General features: G+C 49.7%; 19 protein-coding genes. 8 read left to right on the top strand and 11 right to left on the bottom strand.

The genetic code is table 11. The annotated features are described in order from the left end of the window. Nucleotides 1-146: 146 nt before the first annotated feature. The 3 genes from B9Y93_RS19435 to B9Y93_RS19425 all read right to left on the bottom strand — a co-directional run bounded on the left by B9Y93_RS19435 (nucleotide 147) and on the right by B9Y93_RS19425 (nucleotide 3,405). Nucleotides 147-1,016, bottom strand: coding sequence for a patatin-like phospholipase family protein (locus tag B9Y93_RS19435; protein ID WP_085497231.1), 870 nt, complete (start codon nucleotides 1,014-1,016; stop codon nucleotides 147-149). Between the two features lie 202 nt (nucleotides 1,017-1,218). Continuing rightward, nucleotides 1,219-2,370 (bottom strand): phosphodiester glycosidase family protein, encoded by a 1,152-nt coding sequence (locus B9Y93_RS19430; protein WP_244903489.1) that lies wholly within the window; start codon nucleotides 2,368-2,370, stop codon nucleotides 1,219-1,221. 318 nt (nucleotides 2,371-2,688) lie between these two features. Continuing rightward, the gene (locus B9Y93_RS19425) at nucleotides 2,689-3,405 is read right to left on the bottom strand and encodes a lysophospholipid acyltransferase family protein (RefSeq protein ID WP_085497229.1); all 717 of its coding nucleotides are present in this window, start codon (nucleotides 3,403-3,405) and stop codon (nucleotides 2,689-2,691) included. 215 nt (nucleotides 3,406-3,620) lie between these two features. On the opposite strand from B9Y93_RS19425, the gene B9Y93_RS19420 reads away from it, so the two are divergent. Beyond that, the gene (locus B9Y93_RS19420) at nucleotides 3,621-4,700 is read left to right on the top strand and encodes a lactonase family protein (RefSeq protein WP_085497227.1); all 1,080 of its coding nucleotides are present in this window, start codon (nucleotides 3,621-3,623) and stop codon (nucleotides 4,698-4,700) included. Nucleotides 4,701-4,841: 141 nt separating this feature from the next. Here B9Y93_RS19420 and B9Y93_RS19415 read toward each other — a convergent pair whose 3' ends face one another. The 4 genes from B9Y93_RS19415 to B9Y93_RS19400 form a co-directional block, all read right to left on the bottom strand. After that, nucleotides 4,842-5,939: an FAD:protein FMN transferase gene (locus B9Y93_RS19415; RefSeq protein ID WP_085497225.1), complete on the bottom strand. Its 1,098-nt coding sequence runs from the start codon at nucleotides 5,937-5,939 to the stop codon at nucleotides 4,842-4,844. Nucleotides 5,940-6,106: 167 nt separating this feature from the next. Beyond that, the gene (locus B9Y93_RS19410) at nucleotides 6,107-7,234 is read right to left on the bottom strand and encodes a hypothetical protein (protein WP_085497223.1); all 1,128 of its coding nucleotides are present in this window, start codon (nucleotides 7,232-7,234) and stop codon (nucleotides 6,107-6,109) included. Nucleotides 7,235-7,578: 344 nt separating this feature from the next. Continuing rightward, nucleotides 7,579-8,457: a radical SAM/SPASM domain-containing protein gene (locus B9Y93_RS19405; protein ID WP_085497221.1), complete on the bottom strand. Its 879-nt coding sequence runs from the start codon at nucleotides 8,455-8,457 to the stop codon at nucleotides 7,579-7,581. Nucleotides 8,458-8,481: 24 nt separating this feature from the next. Then, entirely contained in the window at nucleotides 8,482-9,729 is a 1,248-nt protein-coding gene (locus tag B9Y93_RS19400; RefSeq protein ID WP_085497218.1) for an amidohydrolase, read from the bottom strand. Nucleotides 9,730-10,053: 324 nt separating this feature from the next. Between B9Y93_RS19400 and B9Y93_RS19395 the strand changes: the two genes are divergently transcribed. Further along, complete coding sequence (locus B9Y93_RS19395) at nucleotides 10,054-11,886, top strand: adenine deaminase (RefSeq protein ID WP_425320361.1); 1,833 nt, start codon at nucleotides 10,054-10,056, stop codon at nucleotides 11,884-11,886. Nucleotides 11,887-11,978: 92 nt separating this feature from the next. Here B9Y93_RS19395 and htpG read toward each other — a convergent pair whose 3' ends face one another. Together htpG and B9Y93_RS19385 are read right to left on the bottom strand one after the other, a co-directional pair. Continuing rightward, nucleotides 11,979-13,859 carry a molecular chaperone HtpG gene (gene htpG, locus B9Y93_RS19390; protein WP_085497216.1) on the bottom strand — a complete coding sequence of 627 codons (1,881 nt, stop codon included), beginning with the start codon at nucleotides 13,857-13,859 and terminating at the stop codon, nucleotides 11,979-11,981. 300 nt (nucleotides 13,860-14,159) lie between these two features. After that, entirely contained in the window at nucleotides 14,160-14,765 is a 606-nt protein-coding gene (locus B9Y93_RS19385) for a DUF2087 domain-containing protein (RefSeq protein ID WP_085497433.1), read from the bottom strand. A 170-nt stretch (nucleotides 14,766-14,935) separates the two neighbouring features. Here B9Y93_RS19385 and B9Y93_RS19380 point away from each other — a divergent pair, with 170 nt between their 5' ends. From B9Y93_RS19380 to B9Y93_RS19370, 3 genes are all read left to right on the top strand, one after another. Then, a complete protein-coding gene (locus B9Y93_RS19380) occupies nucleotides 14,936-16,135 on the top strand; it encodes a stalk domain-containing protein (protein WP_085497214.1) in 1,200 nt (399 codons plus the stop codon). Between the two features lie 116 nt (nucleotides 16,136-16,251). Then, nucleotides 16,252-16,707: a MarR family winged helix-turn-helix transcriptional regulator gene (locus B9Y93_RS19375; protein WP_244903503.1), complete on the top strand. Its 456-nt coding sequence runs from the start codon at nucleotides 16,252-16,254 to the stop codon at nucleotides 16,705-16,707. A 7-nt stretch (nucleotides 16,708-16,714) separates the two neighbouring features. Continuing rightward, on the top strand, nucleotides 16,715-17,557 hold the full coding sequence (locus B9Y93_RS19370; protein WP_244903488.1) for a DUF6544 family protein: 843 nt from the start codon (nucleotides 16,715-16,717) through the stop codon (nucleotides 17,555-17,557). A 157-nt stretch (nucleotides 17,558-17,714) separates the two neighbouring features. Here B9Y93_RS19370 and B9Y93_RS19365 read toward each other — a convergent pair whose 3' ends face one another. Both B9Y93_RS19365 and B9Y93_RS24390 read right to left on the bottom strand, forming a co-directional pair. Then, nucleotides 17,715-18,284 (bottom strand): GNAT family N-acetyltransferase, encoded by a 570-nt coding sequence (locus tag B9Y93_RS19365; RefSeq protein ID WP_085497207.1) that lies wholly within the window; start codon nucleotides 18,282-18,284, stop codon nucleotides 17,715-17,717. Between the two features lie 35 nt (nucleotides 18,285-18,319). Then, nucleotides 18,320-18,514, bottom strand: coding sequence for a hypothetical protein (locus B9Y93_RS24390; protein ID WP_139829196.1), 195 nt, complete (start codon nucleotides 18,512-18,514; stop codon nucleotides 18,320-18,322). A gap of 209 nt (nucleotides 18,515-18,723) precedes the next feature. Here B9Y93_RS24390 and B9Y93_RS19360 point away from each other — a divergent pair, with 209 nt between their 5' ends. The 3 genes from B9Y93_RS19360 to lpdA all read left to right on the top strand — a co-directional run bounded on the left by B9Y93_RS19360 (nucleotide 18,724) and on the right by lpdA (nucleotide 21,430). Next, nucleotides 18,724-19,158 (top strand): MarR family winged helix-turn-helix transcriptional regulator, encoded by a 435-nt coding sequence (locus B9Y93_RS19360; RefSeq protein ID WP_085497205.1) that lies wholly within the window; start codon nucleotides 18,724-18,726, stop codon nucleotides 19,156-19,158. A gap of 126 nt (nucleotides 19,159-19,284) precedes the next feature. Beyond that, the gene (locus B9Y93_RS19355; protein WP_085497202.1) at nucleotides 19,285-19,638 is read left to right on the top strand and encodes a carboxymuconolactone decarboxylase family protein; all 354 of its coding nucleotides are present in this window, start codon (nucleotides 19,285-19,287) and stop codon (nucleotides 19,636-19,638) included. Between the two features lie 97 nt (nucleotides 19,639-19,735). After that, nucleotides 19,736-21,430 carry a dihydrolipoyl dehydrogenase gene (lpdA, locus tag B9Y93_RS19350; protein WP_085497199.1) on the top strand — a complete coding sequence of 565 codons (1,695 nt, stop codon included), beginning with the start codon at nucleotides 19,736-19,738 and terminating at the stop codon, nucleotides 21,428-21,430. Nucleotides 21,431-21,605: the final 175 nt, after the last annotated feature.

The following is a 21,605-nucleotide window of genomic DNA, read 5'->3' as shown; positions in this document are numbered from 1 at the left end:
AGTTCTCGATGCTGCTAAGACATCTGCATTAAAAACGTTTCCTAGACTAAAAGAGTCCACTTGGCCTCTCCCCTGACATATGCCCCTTCATGCCGCTGGCACGATTTGCAGTTCCGTCTGCCAGACAATAAACCGCGCTGCTGCAGCTATGCCTTCCATTCCCGGACCAATTGCTCGCCAATGTCATAGCCAAGCTTATAGTCAGCCGCAAGAATCTCCAACTCCTTCGTCATGCGCTCTGTCCGAAATCCTTCCGGAGGATTAACCTCGATAATCTGAACGCCTGCTGGCGGCCTTCTCATAAAAGCAATCGCCTCTTGATACGTGTGCGCACGGTTCTCAAGTGCTCGCAGCAGACGAGGATAGCCATGCAGCGCCCAGCGAGTAAGCAGGTTGTTTTTACTCTTATGCATGGTATAGGATTGTGGCCTTGAACGAAGCACCATGATCTTGTTCGCTCCGCGCCGATACGCCTCTAGGACTGGAATGGAGTCCGTGATTCCACCATCCACATACTTGACGCCGTCCACTTCAACGAAGCTGCGATAGATAACCGGGATGGCGCTTGATGCCTTCAGCAGCTGCTCCAGATTATGATCATTCGGTTCAAGATATACCGAGCGTCCCGTCTCCACCTCCGTCACGCCAATCACAAACTGTGAAGGGCTTTGAAACAGCGTTGCCCGATCAATCTGAAGCTCTCGAATCGTGGTTTCCCACAACCAATCCAGATCCATAAGATGACCGCCTCGGACAAACTTCTTCCAGCTGATGAAGTCCGGCCGCACGGAATAATCCGTAAACACTTTATAATTGCGCTGATACATCTGTCCCAAATAAGCGTCTGTATTGTTAGCCCCTGCAGATACGCCGATACATAAATCAAAGGGATTAAAGGACTGCTTCATGAAAGCATCCAGCACGCCTGTGGAGAATATGCCCCGCATCCCCCCGCCCTCAACAACTAAAGCGGTCTTGCTTAAGCCCAATGGGCTTGTCACGGTTTGCTCATTCATCTGGTCACCTGCCGTCTTTCATATTCCTTGCCACTATCCTTTATTACACCATTGTAGAGATAGGCAAGCAGTTGAGACAACCTTCGAGCTTGGGTTGCAAGGATGGGTGCGGCGCAGGGTGCAGGACTGGCTCTAAAAAAGCAGCGGCGTCGACCATCGTGCTGTCATCCAAGATTTCCTGAGACTCTTCCGATAGAACCTGTTATTTTTGCAGAAATACCAGCAGCGAATTGCTCAATGCTCTCCCTGGTGACGTCGCATAACGTCCCTTGACGTATAGTCCGCTGGAGGCTCCTCCATCCAGGTTCATCGCCTGATACGCTCCCGCCTGCTTCATTATATGTGCGAGCTGCGGAATCGTGGCACTAGGCACCGTCACCAGCAGCAATTTTTGATCCTTCGTAATGCCGATGGCGCTGCGTGCTCCGCCATTCGTCAAGATCTTAGGGTCTTTGAAGCCTTCGCTCACTGGATCGACAGCAACTTGTCCATCCCGCACAAGCCTAGGTCCTGCCTGCAGCGCCCCGTCCACATCTCCCGCATCAAAGCGAGCTTGGAAGTCCTTGCCGTCAATCAGCTCGATTTGGTTGTTTTTCGTAAATACAACCATGCTTCGCTTATCGCCAGAGCTCTTATGTACAATCTTCCCGCCTTGAACAATATAACCATAAGGAACCTTCACATCCGACGAGGTATAGGCGTCAAAAAAAGTTCCATTCATCGCAACAGCGGCACCATTCTGCTCGGCCATATGCTTCAGGCTTGCTACGGAACCAATCTTCCCGTTCGCCACCCCAACTCCAAGACTAACCTTCGGGTGCAGAAGATCCACCTCTACCAGTTGAATCGAATAGCTTCTCTGTTGGGCTTTTATCGTACGTGAGCTCGATTGGATCGGATTCGAGGCCACCTGTCTTGCCGTGGAAACGACTGGCAGCGTAAGCGGACCTTGCTCTCCTTGGAATAGCAAGGCGGAGCGCTTGGAATCCCACGTAAGCTCAAGCTTCATGGCCTCTGCCACGAATCGTATCGGGACGTAGGTTACTCCGCCCTTGGCAAAAGGAGCAGCATCCAAAGTGCGCTGTTCTCCGTTCACCTTGGCCACAGAGCTGCCTACGGTCAATTCCACACGGGTTTGGCCTTGTGTGATCTGAATGCGTGCATGCTTGGCATCCCAATTCACGCTGTACTTCAGCTGCTCGCTCAGATAGCGGATCGGCACATAGGTACGACTCTCCTTCATATCCATATACCCATAGCTCGGTGCTGCAGCCGCTGTCGAAGGTGCGGATAGTATCGCACCGCTAAGCAGCAGGCCGCTCAACATGCATGTCCATGCTCTCTTGCTCATCATTCTTCTTATGTCCCCCTTGATCTGTCTATGCCGATCTTTCGGCTCTCTAAGGCCATCATGGACAGCCATGTCTTCACTATAATATATGATTCGTTATTCATATATAGTTTTTGTTATATTTCTCATCCGAATCGTTCCCGGATTGGAGCGGCAATAAGCGACTGCAATGGAATGTGAGGAACAGCTCGTTATATAAAAATCGCCCCTTCCCAATGGGGAGGAGCGTTTCGATCCAGCATGCTTGTCTTGCTTTCATCTAAATATTGATCATCTATTCAGAAGAGCCGCTCCAAGTGGCGTCGTCCTTCGGCTGCGGTGCTATATGACCTGCTCGATCATCGTGCGTATACGTTCGGGCAGTAGTGCCGTCTCTTCCTTCGACAGGTGGCTTACCTCCACAGGAGGGAGAATCGTAACGGTCACTTCCGCAGGCTTGATCCAATAGCCATTCGACTCCATCAGCTTATAGGAGCCTTCGATGCGAATGGGCACAATCGGCGCACCTGTCTTGGTTGCGATCCGAAAGCCTCCACTTTTGAATTCGCCGATCGGGCCGCCTTTGCTGCGCGTGCCTTCAGGGAATATGCAGACCGAATATCCTTTTTTCACAAGATCAGCAGCATCATTCAAGCTGTTCATGGACTGGCGAACATTATTGCGGTCGACAAAAATGCAGTTGAGATGCTTCATCCATGAGCGAATCAACGGGAGCTTCTTCACCTCGATCTTCGACATCATCGCCTTCGGCTTATCCAAATAGCCAAGGACGATCGGCACATCAAAGTTTCCCTGATGGTTAGCCATATAGACTGCAGCTCCCTCAGGGATATGTTCCTCGCCCCGAATCGTAATCTTAGCACCTGCAAGGCGCAGTAACGACCGAGCCCACTTCGTCACATGTTTAGACGCGAGCGCATCATGCTCAGCAGTCTTTCCTTCGCGTTCGAGCCGCTCTACCTTCTTCATCTCAGGATACAATACGAGCAAATAAACCCAAAAGTAAACAAACCAAATCACAGTACGAATATATCTCATGTAAGAGCTTCCTCTCTTCGATATCGCTTCTATCATACCATATGCCAATGGATAAAAGAGAATGCGAAAGGCTGGTAATACCTTGCTGAATTACGAGAAAGATCCTCAAGATTATTCCGACAGATTCGCGATGTTCTCTTAAAACTCATTTGCGAGTTGGCCGGCAATTTGAGATAATCTAGCATAACAATGAACAGAAACTGAGGTGCACTAACATGGAACAACAAAAGCCAATGTTCGCCTTCATCGGCTCCTACGCGGAAGCAAATACTCCAAGCATCTATTCCTGTGCTTATGATGAGAAGACAGGCAGCCTCCAGCTGCTGCATCAGGTGGAGGGGCTAAAAAATCCAACCTTCCTGGAGGTGCATGGCGAGCAGGCAAGACTGTATGCCATTACAGAAAGCGTAAACGAAGAAGGCCACAAATGCGGTGCAGCAGCAGCCTTTGCTATAAATCCTTCTACGGGCGAAATGAGCCTCATAAACAAGGAAATCACCCTGCCTGCAACGACATGCCATATCGCGCTGGATCATACCTATGCGAATGCCATCGTGGCGAGCTATCATGGCGGCATGGTGGGTGTATCGCCCATTCTTGAGGATGGGAGAATCGGGGCTACTGCCGATATCAAGCAGCATGAAGGCAGCAGTGTGCTTCCCGTTCAGAGCCAGCCAAGAGCTCACTCTGTCTTCATTGACGCCTACAACCGTTATGCGGCAGCATGCGATCTTGGCGCAGACAAGCTCGTCATCTACAAGCTCGACGCCGAGAATCATCGCTTGATTCCGCATGGGACAACCGAAGTCGCTCCAGGCTCTGGACCGCGCCACTTCGCATTCCACCCGAGCAAGCCTTACGGCTACGTCATCAATGAGCTGGGCTCTACCGTAATGGCCTTCCATTATGCTGCAGAGCAAGGCACGCTTGAGCATTTCCAAACGATATCCACGCTTCCTGAAGGCTTCGAAGGGGAGAATGGAACAGCCGACATCCATATTTCCAATGACGGCCGATTCCTATATGGCTCCAATCGCGGGCACGACAGCATTGTCGTCTATGCAATTGATGAAGCAACGGGCAAGCTGCAGGTTGTCGAGTATGCGTCTACCTTGGGCGGACATCCGCGCAACTTCGGTCTCTCTCCAGACAACCGCTTCGTGCTGGTTGCCAACCGCGATGGCAACAACATCGTCACATTCGCAAGAGACGAGGCAACAGGCAAGCTGACGGCAACTGGAAGCGAGCTCAGCGTATCGAAGCCGGTGTGCATTAAGTTCTCTACACTAGGCTAAGGAACAGCGCTGTTAGGTGAAATGTCCGATATGTCCGACTATAGATGTACAAAAGCTGGCAGGCAGACTGCGGATCGAATAGACCCGCTCTCTGATATGCCAGCTTTTCTTTTTTCCAACTCCAGCACACCTCTATAGGACCTATTTGTCCGTCCCAGACGCGCCATGGCTTTTTAGCATCTTCTCCATGCCTGCTGTCGCCTTTATTGTTCCATCTTTAAGCACCCACAGCGCCTCGACGCCCTCCAGCTTGTCTACAAAAGCTCTGCTCTGTTCATAAGGCGTCAAGAACACAATGGTCGACAAGAAGTCAGCAAGTCCGGAATCCTCGGTTACCACGGTAGCGGCCCGATAATAATCGCCTGGCATCAGCGTCTTTGGATCGATCAGATGATGAATTCGCTTGCCATTCACCTCATAGTAGCGCTGATAATCTCCGCTGCTAACCACAGAAGCTTCATGGATAAAGGCGGTATCAAGCAGATTATCCTGCTCTGTCACCACGATTCGATCTGGATTCTGGATGCCTACCCCCCAGCGGTGACGCACCCCATCATATGGATGGCCGATGGCGCGAACATTGCCCCCGGCACTAATAATGGCGGATTCCAGTCCTAGAGCCTTCACCTCTTGCGCCACAAGCTCTGTCGCATAGCCCTTTGCCACGGCGCCGACATTGAGGCTCATATCGGGATCTGTTAGAAATACGGTGCCCTTTTCCTCGTCCACCACAACCTTGTCCATATCCATATGCTTGGCTGCTGCCTGAAGCTCCGCCATTGGCGGCAGCTTCGCAAGAGCAGGATTCGCCGACGCCTCATCCCGATACTCCTGCCAAATATCAAGCACGCTCCCCATTGCAATATTCGTCTCGGGGCCTGCTTCCTTATACCATTTCTTCGAGAACTGAATAAGGTCGATAATCTCCTGATCCACCTTCACCGGCTGCATGCCCGCTTGATCATTGATGGTCTTCAGATTATTCAATCCCTCATAGCTGTTGAAAATATCATACAGACGGTGAAGCTCCAAAAAGCGATCATGAATATGATTGAAATACCGCTTGAATTCATCCTCGCTCTTTGTGTAGGCCATCACCTGTGTGACCGTATCGAAGCTGTCAAAGAACGTATCACTGTATTTGCGATACTCGCTGTAATCCGTCTCTTTGCTGGCTGAGCAGCCGAAGAGCTGAACAGCGAAGAGCAGCACAAGTATGACTTTTCCCCATCTATACATGCATGTCACCCTCTTTCCACTGCTTCTGCCATTATAGCCTGGCAGGAGAGCAGTCTGACCATTCCTAGCCTGTCACCTATGACAGCCGCCAATCCTTCCCTAGTTAGACAAAACTCCCCCATAGCTATGGGGGAGTTATTTTATCAATCAATGAACGTATGATTTCATTATTTCGCTTTTGTGAACGCTTCTTCGATACCTTCGATGAAGCCTTTAGCAGAAACGGTTACCGAAGAAGTCAAGTCTGCTTCGTCTGGCACGCCTGGGTGACCTTCTTGGTCAACTGTCTTCATCGCTTTGATCTCATCAACGGTCTTGCCAGCCATCCAATCTGCAAGAGCTTGAGCTTGCTCATTCCACTCTTTGCCGATGGAGGAAGCTTTCTTCATGCCATACTCGTCGCCAAGCTCATTTTTCGTTTTAAATTCTGCTGCTTTATCTGTCGTCAGCTTGCCGTCTTTATCGAAGTCCACTTTCGTTTGAGCCGTATCGATGATGGACCCTACAACTTTACCATCCTTGTCGAATGCACCCACAACGATCGTTGTGTCCACTTGTGCAGAAGGCGTCTTGTCGCCTTCCAAGCCTTTGGACTTGCTAGTGGAGATGGATTGGCCTACGCCAAGCTTTTGGCCGCCAGCTGCTTTTACATCAACCGCATTGTTGTATGCTTTCTCAATACCTGCAATATAGTCTTGAACCGTGATCGTTACAGAAGAAGTCAAGTCTGCTTCGTCTGGTACATTCGGATGAGACTCATCGCGCTGTGTTGTCTTCATGGCTTTGATCTCGTCAACCGTCTTGCCCTTCATCCAATCCGCGAGCGCATTAGCTTGCTCATACCAGTCTTTGCCGATCGAAGAAGCCTTCTTCATGCCGTACTCGTCGCCAAGCTCTTGCTTCGTCTTGAATTCGCCAGTAAGGTCCGTCGTCACTTGAAGCGCTTTATCGAATTCAATTTTTGTTTGTGCATTGTCAATATCAACGCTTACAACTTTGCCGTCTTTGTCGAATGCAGCTGCAACGATAACCGTGTCTACTTGACCCACAGGTCCTTTGTCGCCTTCTGCATCCTTGGACTTGCCGATGCTTGTAATCGTTCCAAGACCGATCTTCGCGATCTCGCCAGCCGCAACTTCTGTCTGAGTATCATTAGAAGATGTGCTGTTGTTGTCTTGCTGCTCTGTCGCTGTGTTATCTGTGGTTGCAGCATCATTGGTGTCCTTGTCGCCGCATGCAGCCAGCATGGACATCGCCAATGTTGTAGCCAATAGAACGGACAGCATTTTTTTCATGTGTGAAGCCCCCTAAGTAATTGTGAAATAATTAACTTGTGCAAGTGAATACTATCACATTGTTTTTTAATTATCAATATTTTCGATCATTATTTTTGGGATTTTTTGCGTTGTTCTTCATTTCGTCAAGATTTTATCGTTTTTCATGAAGTTTCATCTGTTAAAATTAAAAATTTAAACTTCTTCTTCTCGATTCATTGAAAAATGAACCATCTAGAACTTTGTCCCTTTCTTCAATACGGACTTATACACTTTCTGTGTATAAGAAAAGCGGCCCTTTCGGAACCGCTTCTCTATTCCATCTATGCAGCTCTATCTCTCTACTCTCTCACCGAATATGGCGCTTATGATGCGCCAAAGCGCTGACGGTAGCCGCAGCGCTTGCACAGCTCTTCTACCGCCTGGCGATTCGAGAATCCCTCATACAAGCGATTTGCCCGCTCTCCATCTACGATCTCAGAGAATGGGATCTGATGCACATTGCCTAGATTGATGACTCCTTCTCCGTCCAAGCAGCATGGAACGACCGTGCCGTCTACAAGTACAGCCGCGTGACTGCGCAACGCGTGACAGAAGCCTCTTCCATCGTCACAAGGCGCGGCTAGGCTTGGCCATGCAAATTCATAATCCTGATTCAAGAAAATGCGTTCTGCAATGCGTACGCCGCTGCCCGGCGTTACTCTTTCCTCAATGTTGAAATCAAGCCCAAATTCCTGCTCTAAAATCGCAAGTGTCTCGCGATTCAGCCGCTGATCAAGCTCTGTCGCATCCTCGCGCTGCAGGTTCCATAATCGAAAGGAGATCATAACGCCTTCCGCAGCCGCTTGACGGACAAAATGGATAATATCCATCAAATATTTCTCACGATTCTCTGAGCCTTCATGCCCGTCGAAGCTGTGAAGAGAGAAATTCATCTGACGAAGGGCCGGCTTGCCAAGCAGCTTGTGGCTGTTCTTCACAATCAAGGTGCCGTTCGTCGTAATGTTCACGCGAAAGCCCTTCTCATGCGCAATATCGAGCAGCTCATGAATGCGCGGATGCAAGAGCGGCTCTCCCTTGACATGCAAATAAATATGATTCGTATGCGGCTTAATCTGATCGAGCGTATGAGCGAAATCCTCGACCGCAATAAACTTCGCTTTGCGCTCTGTAGGCGGGCAGAAGCTGCACGCCAGATTACATACGCTCGTAATCTCAATATATACTTTCTTAAACGTCTTCAATCTATGTTCTCCATTCTATCTATATTAAAGACTCGATAGCTGGGACGAGCGATGAACCTGACCTGCAACGAGCTTGCCGTTGTAGAACACTGCCTTTCTCGCCGAACGCCTCGCGACGGCTTCAGCAGAGCAGCCTGCCTGCACCAGCATCATATCCGCGCGATCGCCTGCCTTAGGCCATATCGGATGCCCGTCATCATCAAGCGGCAGCCTGCCGTCTGTCACATATTGAAGCGCACGTGACAGCTTGAATTCGCTGCTCCAGCCGAATCGCTCGGCAAGCCGACCTGCCCGCTCCAGCACATCTCCATTACCGAAGGGCTGCCAGGTGTCATAGATATTGTCGCAGCCAACCGCCACATCAACGCCGTATTGGCGCAGTTCTGGAACCGGCGGCATCGCCCGCCTCAGCGGGACACTCGTAATAATCGTGATGCCCGCCTCTTGAAGCAGAGCCGACAGTTCCTTGAGCCTTGCAGGCTCTATATCACCAAGGCTAAAGGCATGGCTCACAGCCACCTTGCCCACTAATCCTGCTTCTAGCGTCAATTCCGCGAGGCGCTGGATCGTTCCTGCCCCAACTTCTCCCGCATCATGCAAATGAAGGTCAATGCCTGCTTCAAACATGACCGCAATCTCCACCATCGCCTGAAGCGAACGCTCCATATCGCCGTCCACGGTCGCAGGATCAACGCCGCCGACAAGGTTCGCACCTTGGCGCATCGCATCCTTAACCAAGCCTGCCGCTCCGCTTCTCAACAACCCATGCTGCGGGAAGGCGACGATCTCATAGGACAGCTGGTTCCGGTGCGCCAGCAGCACCTGCTCTACTCCCTCAAGATTGCTAAGCCCTGCCTCCGGATAAATATCCACATGAGTTCTCACATTCGTGGAGCCATAGCCGAGCAGCGTTCGAAGCAGCTTCTCTGCTCGTTCTTCTACCGATAGCGGCAAGGAGGGCAGCACCTGCTTCTCCACCTCACAGCGACCAGGCACTCCTGCCGCCGGTCGAACCGCTTGCCATCGTGTTCCCATGAGCGTCTTGTCCAAATGAACATGCTTTTCCGTTAGCGATGGCAAAAGCAGCAGCTCCTCTGCATCCCACATCGGTTCTATCGTTTCAGGCAGCTTGCCGCCTCTCACAATCTCTGTAATGACACCTTGTTCAATATGAATATGAGCCAGCTCCGTTGTTGTACCCATCACCTGACCCTCTTCAAGCTGAAAGCCGCTTTCCAAACGAACGCGAGTTAACCAGTAGGATGATTGCATATTGAGAACAACTCCTCTTCATCGTGATGGTCCATGCATGCTATCTCTCATCATGGCATAATCCAAGCCAATGTTCTACTTCAAATTTGAAACATTTTAAAGCGGCGGAGGACACACCTTCAGCCTGTTATCACTAAGTTATGATTAATTTAAGACTATACTAACTATACCTTTATTCCGCTTGTCTGTCTAAATGAGGCTACCGATAACCTCTCCACAACAACACTTGTTCAAAAAGTGAACGATATTGGAAGAAATCTACTGGAATGTTCGTGATTTCACATGTAAGATAAGACATATAACGAGATTGAAAGGTGGACAAGCATGATGACTGAACAACAACAAGCTGCTTATGGAAGACCACACCTAGCCGACTGCATTCCGGATATGGTTGCATTTGCGCGCGGGGAGAAGAAAGCAACGCTTTACATTCGCAATGGGAAGCTGGTCAGCGTGACCTCAGGCGAAATTATCCCGAATACATGTGTCGCTGTCGTCGGCACGCGCATCGCTTATGTAGGACCACATGTCGAGAGCATGATTGATGACTCGACTCGCGTCATAGATGCGGCAGGCAAATATATCGCACCAGGGCTGCTCGACGGACACTGCCATATCGAGAGCAGCCTCCTGTCCGTGACCTCCTTTGCCAATGCGGTGCTGCCGCTCGGGACTACCGGAGGATTCTTCGATCCGCATGAGATCTCTAATGTACTCGGATTGCCCGGCCTTCGCATCATGCTCGATGAAGCGAGACAAACGCCAATGGCAGCCTATATGCAGGTTGCATCCTGCGTGCCTGCGACCAATCCAGAGTTTGAAACGTCTGGCGCTGAGTTTGGCCCTGAGGAAGTAGCGGAAGCGCTAAGCTGGGGACCCGATATGATCGCGCTTGGCGAAGTCATGAACTTCCCTGGGGTCGTGTACGGCGATCCAAAAATGATCGGTGAGATCCAAGCGACGCTTCGGGCCGGCCGCGTGGTCGATGGCCACTATACATGGCCCGTCCATGATCCGAGATTGTCCGCCTATGCGGCGGCAGGCGTATCCGGCTGCCACGAGAGCGTGAAGCCTGAGGATGTCGTGGAGCGCGTGCGCCTTGGCATCTATGCGAAGATGCGCCGCGGTTCGGCCTGGCATGACGTGGAGGCAACGATCAAGGCGCACACCGAAATGGGCGTTGATTCCCGCCGCATGATTCTCGTCTCGGACGACCGTATCTGCGACTCCTTGATGGAGGAAGGCCATATGAACTTCATCGTTCGCCACGCAATCCAGCAGGGCGTAAAGCCGGTTACCGCCTTCCAAATGGCGACATTGAACACGGCAGAACGCTTCGGAGTAGCTCGTGATGTCGGCTCGGTAACGCCGGGTACGATTGCTGACATCATCCTGCTCGACGGCAACCTGGCAGATGTGAATGTGGTGATGACAATCGCACGCGGCGATGTGGTTGCTGAGCATGGACGCATGGTTGTCGAGCTTCAGCCTTTCGACTATCCGGAATTCGCGGTGAACTCCGTGAAGCTGAATCGTGAGCTGACACCTGCAGACTTTGAGATCGAAGCACCTGTCGCTAGCGGCAACGTGAAGGTACGTGTCGCTGAGGTGCGCGAGAATCACGTCGAGACAGAGGAAGTGTTCACGGAGGTGCCAGTCGAGGGCGGCAAGCTCAGCATTACACCGGAGACGACGCTTTGTAAAATGGCGATCTTCGAGCGCCACGGCCGCAACGGCAACAAGGCCTACGGACTTGTCGGCAACGTCGGCTTCCATCGCCCGGCAGCGCTCGCGATGACCGTTGCGCATGACAGCCACAATCTGCTCGTCATCGGCAATGACGATGCCTTGATGGCGGAAGCCGCCAACGCGGTCATCCGCATGCAAGGCGGGATCGCCATTGCCTCGAACGGCGAGCTGACCGAGCTTCCGCTTCGACTTGCAGGGCTGATGTCAACGGCTCCATACGAGAGCGTTGTCGAGCAATCCGAAGCGATCAGCCAAGCGCTTGTTGATGCCGGCTGCACGATGAACTATGCGTTCATGACGCTGTCCCTGCTCGCGTTGGTCGTCATTCCAACGCTGCATATTTCCGATACGGGCTTGATCCGCATCTCTGATGCAGGCTTCGAGAAAGTATCGTTGTTTGCAGAATAATCTTTCACTTGTGCATCAATGCAAAAAGGCTCTCCATCGTCATGTATCCATGTACGATGGAGAGCCTTCTTATTAGCCTTTTGAATATCGAATTACACCATGATCTTGCAGATCTCGTTCGTGAACTCAACCGGATCTTGAATCGGCAGGCCTTCAATTAGGAGGGCTTGGTTGTACAGCAGGCTTGTGTACAGGTCAAGCTTCGCTTTGTCCTGCTCCATCGCTTGCTCAAGCGCCTTGAACACCTCGTGGTTCACATTGATCTCCAGTACCTTGTCCGCTTGAATATCCTGGCTGTTCGGCATCGCCTTCAGAATCTTCTCCATCTCGATGGAAAGCTCGCCTTCTGTGGACAAGCAGACCGGATGGCTCTTCAGGCGCTTCGAGGCTTTAACCGCCTTGACCTTGCCTTGCAGACGCTCCTGCATATAGTCAAACATTGCTTTGTAGTTCTCCGCTTCCTTCTCGCTTTGCTCCTTGTCCTCTTCGTTATCAAGGCCAAGGTCTCCACTCGATACGGACTTGAACTCTTTATCCTTGTACTGCATCAGCATCTTGATCGCGAATTCATCAACATCGTCGGTGAAGTAGAGGATCTCGTAGCCTTTATCCAAGACCATCTCCGTTTGCGGCAGCTTCTCGATGCGATCAACGGAATCGCCGACAGCGTAATAGATGTATTTTTGGTCCTCTGGCATGCGGGATACGTACTCGTCCAAGCTGACCAGCTTCTTCTCCTTCGAGGATGTAAACAGAATCAGGTCCTGCAAATCCTCTTTGTTCATGCCGTAGTCGTTGTACACCCCAAACTTCAGCTGTCTGCCAAAGGCTTGGTAGAACTTCTCATAGTTCTCGCGCTCGTCCTTCAGCATGCCTTGCAAGGCGCTCTTGATCTTGTTCTTAATATTTTTGGCAATCAAGCTCAGCTGACGGTCATGCTGCAGCATCTCGCGGGAGATGTTCAAGGACAAGTCCTCGGAGTCGACCATCCCTTTTACAAAGCTGAAGTAGTCAGGCAGCAGATCGCCGCATTTATTCATAATGAGCACGCCGTTGGAATACAGCTCAAGGCCCTTCTCGTATTCCTTCGTATAGTAATCGAATGGCGTATTCTCTGGAATAAATAGAATGGCGCGATACACCACCGCGCCGTCCGCGCTAATATGAATATGCTTCAGCGGCTTATCGAAGCCATAACGCTTCTCGTTGTAGAAGTTGGTATAGTCTTCATCGGTCAGCTCGCTTTTATTTTTGCGCCAGATCGGGATCATGCTGTTCACAGTCTCTTCTTCGATATGAGACTCCAGCTCTTCGCTTCCTTCTTCCTTCGGACGCTCTACAGTCACATCCATCTTGATCGGGTAGCGGATGAAGTCAGAGTATTTCTTAATGATCGCTTTCAAGCGGTACTGCTCCAAATACTCGTCGTATTGGTCCTCTTCAGTGTTATCTTTGATCTTCAGGATAATGTCAGTACCGACCGTATCCTTCGCTGCAGGCTCGATCGTGTAGCCATCCGCGCCTTCGGACTCCCACTTGAATGCTTCATCGCTGCCATAAGCCTTACTAATGACCGTTACGGAATCAGCGACCATAAAGGAGGAATAGAACCCTACCCCGAATTGACCAATAATCGTATGGTCTTCCTTCATCTCGTTCTCCTGCTTGAAGGCAAGGGAGCCGCTCTTCGCGATCACGCCGAGATGGTTCTCAAGGTCTTCCTTCGTCATCCCGATCCCTGTATCCGAGATCGTAAGCGTACGGTTGTCTTTATCAACCGTGATCTTAATGAAATAGTTTTCTTTATGGAACTCCTGCTGCTCATCCGCAAGCACCTTGTAGTACAGCTTGTCAATCGCATCGCTTGCATTGGAGATCAGTTCTCTTAAGAAGATCTCGCGTTGTGTGTAGATCGAGTTGATCATCATCTCGAGTAGTCGCTTCGACTCTGCTTGAAACTGCTTCTTAGCCATGCTTTGTTCCCCTTTCCAATCCATCAATGGTCTTAAGCTGCCGCATAACACGTGGTTGCACGACAACAACATGCATTTCTTATGCCTTTCACAATTAGCACTCTATCAACAAGAGTGCTAACACTACCTTTTATATAACATAGCTAATCTTGGCATGTCAACTTTCTCCACCTGATGATGCATCATGTTCATGACCTTTATTCCAAGTTGCGCGCATGATAACCCAAGTCAAGAACAGTCGGAGGATGGTTCATCTGAATCGATACTGTGCACCGCTTGCCTTGATGCAGCGCTTCAGCCTTACTTTAGTGCTTCCCACTTCGCCCACATCTCCTGTGGATTAAGCTCATACACATTTTTTTCGCGGAACATAAACTGGTGCATAATAAATTCCCGCCTGATCGTCGCAAAGTCCTCGTGATACTGCTTAATAAAGGCATTAAGCTCCTTCTCTGGATATTGCTCTCCATAGGCGAGCTGTGACACCATATGCTCCAGCACAACCAGCTTCTTCTTGAGCTGAGCCGGAATGCTCTTAAGCTTCCCGTCTGCCGTAAAGAAATTGTGGATCACCGAATCCTTGAACTTCTTGTTCTCTTCTGACATCTCTTCGTTCCCTCCTTCTTCGCGTCCGTGGCGATAGATTAAGTTCAGCGCGGCTTGCGCATTGTTCTTCAGAAAATAATCATTCAACGAAAAATACACGGTATTCTTATCCCTGCGCTCTGCAATCAGACTCGCTTCTCGAAGCTTAGCCGCATGATGGGTTACCGTAGCAGGTGTCACGCCCAGCTTCTCTGCCAGCGCCTGCCCATGCAATTCTCCGCCTGCCAGCAGAATCAGCAGTCGAATCCGAGTCGGGTCTGCCAGCGCCTTATGATACAGTACGACCTTATCCAGCTGCATCCCATTCACACCCTGTCCCCTAATAAATTTGATAATCATCTAATTAGATATTTGTTAAAATAGATCATACACGAAGTGCAGCCAATTGTAAATCCTATCCTGCAACCATTTAAAAAAATGGACGTCTAACTATCATGTAGGTAAATATTAGATTTTAAGGAGACGATTACATGAAGAAAAGTATGGCAATGCTGATGGCGTCTTTGCTGGCCTTTGGCATCGGAACCAGTGCTTTTGCTGCGCAAGCAGCTCCTGAAGCCCATACACCATCAACGAATCAGGATATCGCCAAGATGTATCGGGTTCCCCATGAGCTTACCGTTAATTTGAACAATGGACAGGCCAAGCTTGATGGGCAAGCCAAGTCCTTGGATAAGCCTATTCTAAAAGAAGGCCGTGTCTATGTTCCGCTTCGTACGCTGCGGGCTACGGGCGCTGCAAAGTCTGTTACATGGATTCCCGCTTCCAAGCAGGTCAAGATGGTCATGGACAGCGAACTTCGTCCTCCCTTTCAAGAGCTAATCTTTCAAGTAGGCTCTGATAAGGTGTACAGCGCAGACGGCCATGCGATCCAAGATGTTAAGATCCCACAGCCTTTCATTACTAGCGGAGTAACCTATGTTCCTATCCGTGCGCTGACGTACCTCGGCATCTCACCTGAGACGGCCAATCAGCAGGTTAGCCTGAAGTGGAGCAATAAAGTCATTGAGGTGCTGCAGCCGAAGTGGGACACCGAGAAAGAAAACACAACCTTCACCGTGCTTTATCAAAAGGATCTGTATACGCCACAGATTATGACTCCTCTGGATGGCGGTGCGTGGAGCGGCGGCAATGACGGTGCCAGCATCGTGCAAAAAGACATTTCCCTTGATGGTCGGATCTACAATCGAATGCAGTTTACCCTTGATCTTCGCCCTGGGCCAAACCCTCTGATGCTAACCGCGGTCTCCGTTGGAGATCAGTATCTAACGGCATTCCGGAAGGTCGCAGACGACAGCACGACCCCTGTCCGAATCTTCGAAGAGGGCAAAAACTATATTGCCTTCGATAAGCCTGCGACTGGTTATGTTCGCATCCCTCAAGGAAAGGCAATCGAAGCAAGCGGTCGAATTCTTGCCAAAAACGATAAGTTTGATCAGCTTACATTCTCGATCCAGCAGTACAATGAAAAAGCAGCAAATTCCTTTGACTTTTTCGATGAAATCAATCAAGTGAAGGTGCCAATTAAAGACCAAGCCTTCAAAGGGACATTAAACATTCAAGACAAAGGCTATTATTTAATTACGGTATACAGTCCTCATTACATCCCTACGACAGAGCATGGTCCTTCCAGCACGAGCTGGGCGGAATTCGTTGTCGAAGTGTATTAATAGCTGCGATCCAACTAAACATTTACGAGCATTGACAACAGGTAACTGGTTGCCTATCATTAAAAGTAACCAGTTACCTTTTTTCTTTTCAAAGGAGGTGTACAAGATTGAATCAGATGGACAAGCAAGCTTATATCTTTGGCGGAGTTCTTGCCTTGGCCAATCGATTGCAGGCTCTTGGCGACAAGCTCGACGAGCATATAACCTTGAAGCAGTGGTTGTTTATTGCTGTCATATTCAAATCAGAGCACGCATCACCGACCATTAGCGAGGTGGCGGAATTGATTGGCTACTCCCGCCAGAATGTAAAGAAGATGGCCGTCGCGCTTGAAAAACGAGGATTTGTGTCGTTGATGAAAGATGAGCATGACGCAAGAATATTTCGAATTCATCTAACTCCCAAATGCGCGGTCTACTTCCAAACGAGAGCAGAAAAAGAGGGACAATTTATGAAGCATTTATTCGAAGGCTTCAGCGAGGAGCGTACTGACGCTTTATACAAGGGAATCATGCAGTTAGCGGAGAACATCAACCTCATGGAGTCACGACAACATGAAACAGAGAAGGAGTAAGCTTATATTGTGGACTACACTTGGCATTATTGCCGTTATCGTCTTGGGGGCTGCTGTCTTTTTTCAGCTTCCTTACTCTAAAACCCGCCATGAATTCGAACGAACGGTCCAAGCGCAGATGGATCGCAGCTCCATCTCACAAGACCAATTCGCGGCAGAGGATATTGAAGCGCTCCCAGCTCCTGTTCGTCGCTTTTTTCATTACAGCGGCTACTTAGGACAGCCTAAGATGTCTTACATGAAAGCCGCCTTTAAAAAGGTGGATTTTATCCTGTCGCCAGACAAACCCGCCATCTCCATTGATTACACCCAATTCAACTTCGTACAAGAGCCTGTGAGACTCGCCTTCATCGACACCGCCATGTACGGAATTCCTTTTCAAGGCTTAGACACTTACATTCATGGCAGCGGGAGCATGAAAGGCGTATTGGCAAAGGGGTTTACCCTCTTTCATCAAACTGGTGATGAGATGGATCAGGCTGCCCTGGTTACATTCCTAGCCGAGTCCTTGATGATCCCGAGCGCGGCTTTGCAGCCGTATATCGTATGGGAGTCGATCGATGATACCCATGCAAAGGCAACGATAACTCACGATGGATGCTCTGCTAGTGGCGTATTTGCATTTGATGCCGTCGGCAAGCTGCTCTCCTTCACAACAGAGGATCGTGCACTCATCTCTACAGACGGGGAGTACCAACAGGTTCCTTGGCTGGTTAGATTCGACGATTATGAGCAAACCAATGGCATCAAGCAGCCTACTCATCTTCAGGCCATTTGGCAATTCAGCGATAGAGACCTGATTTATTTTGACAGCCATCACGTTGACTTCGAATATGATCAACCGCTATAAATCTTCATCCGACATAGCAAAAATATCTCGATTTTTATTATAGGAAAAAGGCTGCATACGGATCACTTCATATGCAGCCTTAGGTTCAACATTGCCTATATGATATGTAACAAAACAGACCATCGTATCTGTGCTGAATATGTGGCCGCCCGCACGATTAAAGCAGTCCTCGTATAATCTCAATTCCTTGCTCCGTCTGATTCTCAAAGCCTCCGGGCTTCGGCTCATCGACGACAAAGTCGAAGCCAGCCCAGCGGTACAGGCGAATCGCTTTATGGCTCCACGTCTGCGTGGGGATATACATCGCCACATCCCCTTCGACATGGATCATATGCTGTACGCCATGCGCAATAAGCGCTTTGCCGATTCCTTTTCCCTGCGCCTCAGGCTTTACCGCCACCCAATGCATAAACGGATATCTGCGTTCCCCCGTATAATTCCACCAAGCCGTGAAGGTCGCGACCTTGCTCCCCGATTCATCCTGCACAAAGAGCATGCGGCGCTTAAGCTCCTCAGTAAATGGTGCATAATGCTCTTTTATATAAGCCAGCGCATCTTCTTCTTGCTCGAACTCCTGCACGGACGTCTCAATGCCTGCCCACGCTTCTTCATCTCCCGGTTCATAACGAACGAATGTATAGCCTTCCGGCAGCGCTGCATAAGGAATGTCCGTTCCCGGCTTGCGCTTTAGCAGAATGCGATAATAAGGTATGCTTTTGTCTAACATGCTGTCATCTCCTTGGTTCTAAAAAAAGCCATCGCTCAATCTCCTTGAATCGCAATTACACGCTGCTTCGCATCCGCATCCCATGCGACCTTCAGCCCCAGCGCTTCGACCAGCTGGCAATACACCGTTGTGGCTCCTGCATATGCCATGGCCGCTTCAAGCAGCGAGACGGTCCCATGGTCAGTCTCAGCGAAAGCATATCCGATACGAGTAGGAGATCTGCTTCTCATTATACCGCAGGATATGAACTGATTCAGGTGAATTTATTCCTGGAGGAAAAAGCAGGCATTTTCTTCATATGAGCTGAGCCTTTAACCTGTCGAACATGGAGCTCGTAGCATCCGCTCCTCTTCCAAGCTTCATCATCCATGAATGCTTTCCGGGATTCCTATGGTATAATTCATGTTTGACACCAACTGTACGGCGAAAGGAGAATTTTATGTTTGATCTGAACGACTGCATCTGCTTCATCACCAATACGGCCTCCAAGAAAATAGTCGATGCGTTCAACAATCGATTAGAGAAGAGCGGGACGACACGCGTGCAGTGGATGGCCCTTTACTTCATCGGCGCCGAAGATGGGATGATTCAGAAGGATCTCTCTCTCAAAATGAATGTTCAAGAATCCTCTATTGCAAGACTCATGGATCGGATGGAAAAAGAAAATCTATGCATAAGAACAAGAGATGCAAAAGACAGACGAATCATTCGCGTCCGCCTGACGCCGCAAGGTGAAGCGCTGCGCGAAGAATTGCTTCCCCTCGGCCAAGCCTTCCATCATGAAGCGATTCAACAGATTTCACAAGAAAAGCTGTCTATCTTCAAAGAAGTCCTCCAAAGCATGGTTCAAAACGTGGCCAAAAAGAACGACTGAATTTGACATCGTTCATTCGATATGATACCTTAAACTCAAATACTTTACATAGCAACTATTGCAGTGTAAAGTTTTTCTTTCCCTTATTTTGTGATTATTTTCACTACTTATTGAGGAGCGATAAACATGAAAAAAGATGTTAGACAAATGCTGCAGGATTTCACAAATGGATTGTCTGCCCTATCCCAGACCAATGGCGAGCACGTAAACGCATTTATGAATTTGCTGGGAACGAACTATGCGGAGGGAGCGGTCGACACCAAGACGAAAGAGCTGATTAGCGTTGCTGTCGCCATCTACAATCGCTGCGAATACTGCATCGTCTTCCATGTATACAAGGCGCTCGAAGCTGGAGCCACAAGAGCGGAGATTAACGAATCCGCGATGGTAGCGGTAGCGTTCGGCGGTGGTCCAAGCATGGCCTACTCCGTCACCCTGCTGAAGGATTCCATTGACGAATTTGAACAAGACTTCAAGTAAACCGCTGCTTGAGCAGCTTCATAGAAAACGAGAGAGAGCTGCTTGATCCAGCAGTTCTCTCTATTGACATCTTGAGTGAGCAAAGGAGGCAGCTCCGTTGGATATTAAGCTCGAACAGCTCTCCGGTCATGCGAAGACGGCAAAAGTCGGCAAAATTAACGTAACTGCTGGAGATCAAGTGGAGATCGGACAAGAATTATTGCAACTCGAAACCAATAAGGGAAATACCCCCTTCGAGTCAAAATATGCCGGCATCATCAAGGAGTTGATGGTTGAAGAAGGCGATGAGGTCATCATCAATCAGGTATTGCTTAACATGGACACCGACGAGACAGCACCTGTCAAACCGAAATTGGACTATTTTGCAGGGCTGCTTCAAGGTAAAAAGGAGCAGGTCGAGGCTGATGTCCTCGTCATTGGCGCAGGACCTGGCGGTTATGTGGCCGCGATCTATGCGGCAAAGCAGGGCCTAAAGACGGTGATCGTGGAAAAAGATCAGCTTGGCGGTACCTGTCTCAACGTAGGCTGCATCCCCACCAAAGCGCTGATTCGCTCATCAGAAGTGTTTCATAACGCGACAAAGGCAGCAGACTTCGGCATTACCATTGAGAACATTCAGATGGATATGGCTAAAGTTACGGAGCAAAAGGATAAGATCAAAGATACGCTTGTATCAGGGATCGACTATCTTCTCGATAAAAACGGAGTGCGCTTGATCCGTGGCAGCGCCTCCTTCATCGACGACAAGCAGGTGCTCGTCAAGCAAGGGAAGGACGAATACACCATCCAGGCGAGCCATACGCTGATTGCAACAGGCTCCACCATTTCCAATTTGAATCTGCCGGGGATCGAGCATGATTTCGTCCTGAACAGTACGACAGCCCTGCAGCAGAAGGAGAATTTCTCCTCCATCACCATTATTGGCGGCGGCGTCATCGGGATGGAATTTGCTTTTATATACGCTAATTTTGGAATCAAGGTCAACCTCATCGAGTATTGCGATCGACTGCTGACCATGGTGGATGAAGACGTATCCGAGGAAATCAACACCATTGCGAAGGAACGAGGCATCCATGTTCATACCGGCGCCAAGGTAACCCGAATCGAACAAGATCAAGATGGCCATGCCGTCATCGTGTTTGAGCAAGGGAACCAAGAACGGTTCATGACGAGTGAAAAGGTTCTGGTCGCGATTGGAAGAGAGCCTAACCTCAAAGGATTGGATATCGACAAAGCAGGCATTCTTATTAACGATAATGGAAAAGGCATAGCTGTGAATGAGCATTTGCAGACATCTGCCGCACATATCTATGCCATCGGCGATGTCACAAATCGGATCCAGCTCGCTCACGTGGCTTCTCATGAAGGCACAAGCGCCATCGATCATATCTTAGGCAAGGCAGCTGCTATCCACTACGATATGGTGCCAAATGTTATTTTCACCTCGCCCGAGATTGCTTCGGTCGGCCTAACAGAGCAGCAGGCGCTGCAGCAGAACCTGCCGATCACGATCAGCAAGTTTCCGTTTCAAGCGAATGGGAAGGCGTTGACGATGAGAGAGGACAAAGGTTTCGTTAAATTAATCAAGCATAACGATCTTGGCACCATCATTGGCGCGTCCATCATCGGTCCTGAGGCGTCCGCCCTCATCAGCACCCTTACCCTCATCATCCAAAACGGGATCACAGAGGAAGAGGTCATCCATACGATTTTTGCGCATCCCACAACAGGTGAATCCATTCACGAAGCAGCACTTGAACTAGGCATTGGAGCCCTTCATTATCATAAATAAATCGGCTTCGCGTATGAATAGAATCGAATAAACGAAGCAAATGTTTATTGGTACAGCAGACTGGCGGCGATCCGTATCGTCGCCTTTTGTTGTGGCCGCCTGTTTATTAGATGCGCCCCAACTCGTGAACATAGTTCGCTGGCTGGCTTGCGCTGATCGTTAGTTTGCGCTGGTT

Source organism: Paenibacillus aquistagni, from assembly GCF_900177815.1.
In the GTDB taxonomy this organism is placed as follows: Bacteria; Bacillota; Bacilli; order Paenibacillales; family Paenibacillaceae; genus Paenibacillus_B; species Paenibacillus_B aquistagni.
Note: the sequence above shows the minus strand (reverse complement) of the source record. Positions and strands in the feature narration are given on the sequence as shown.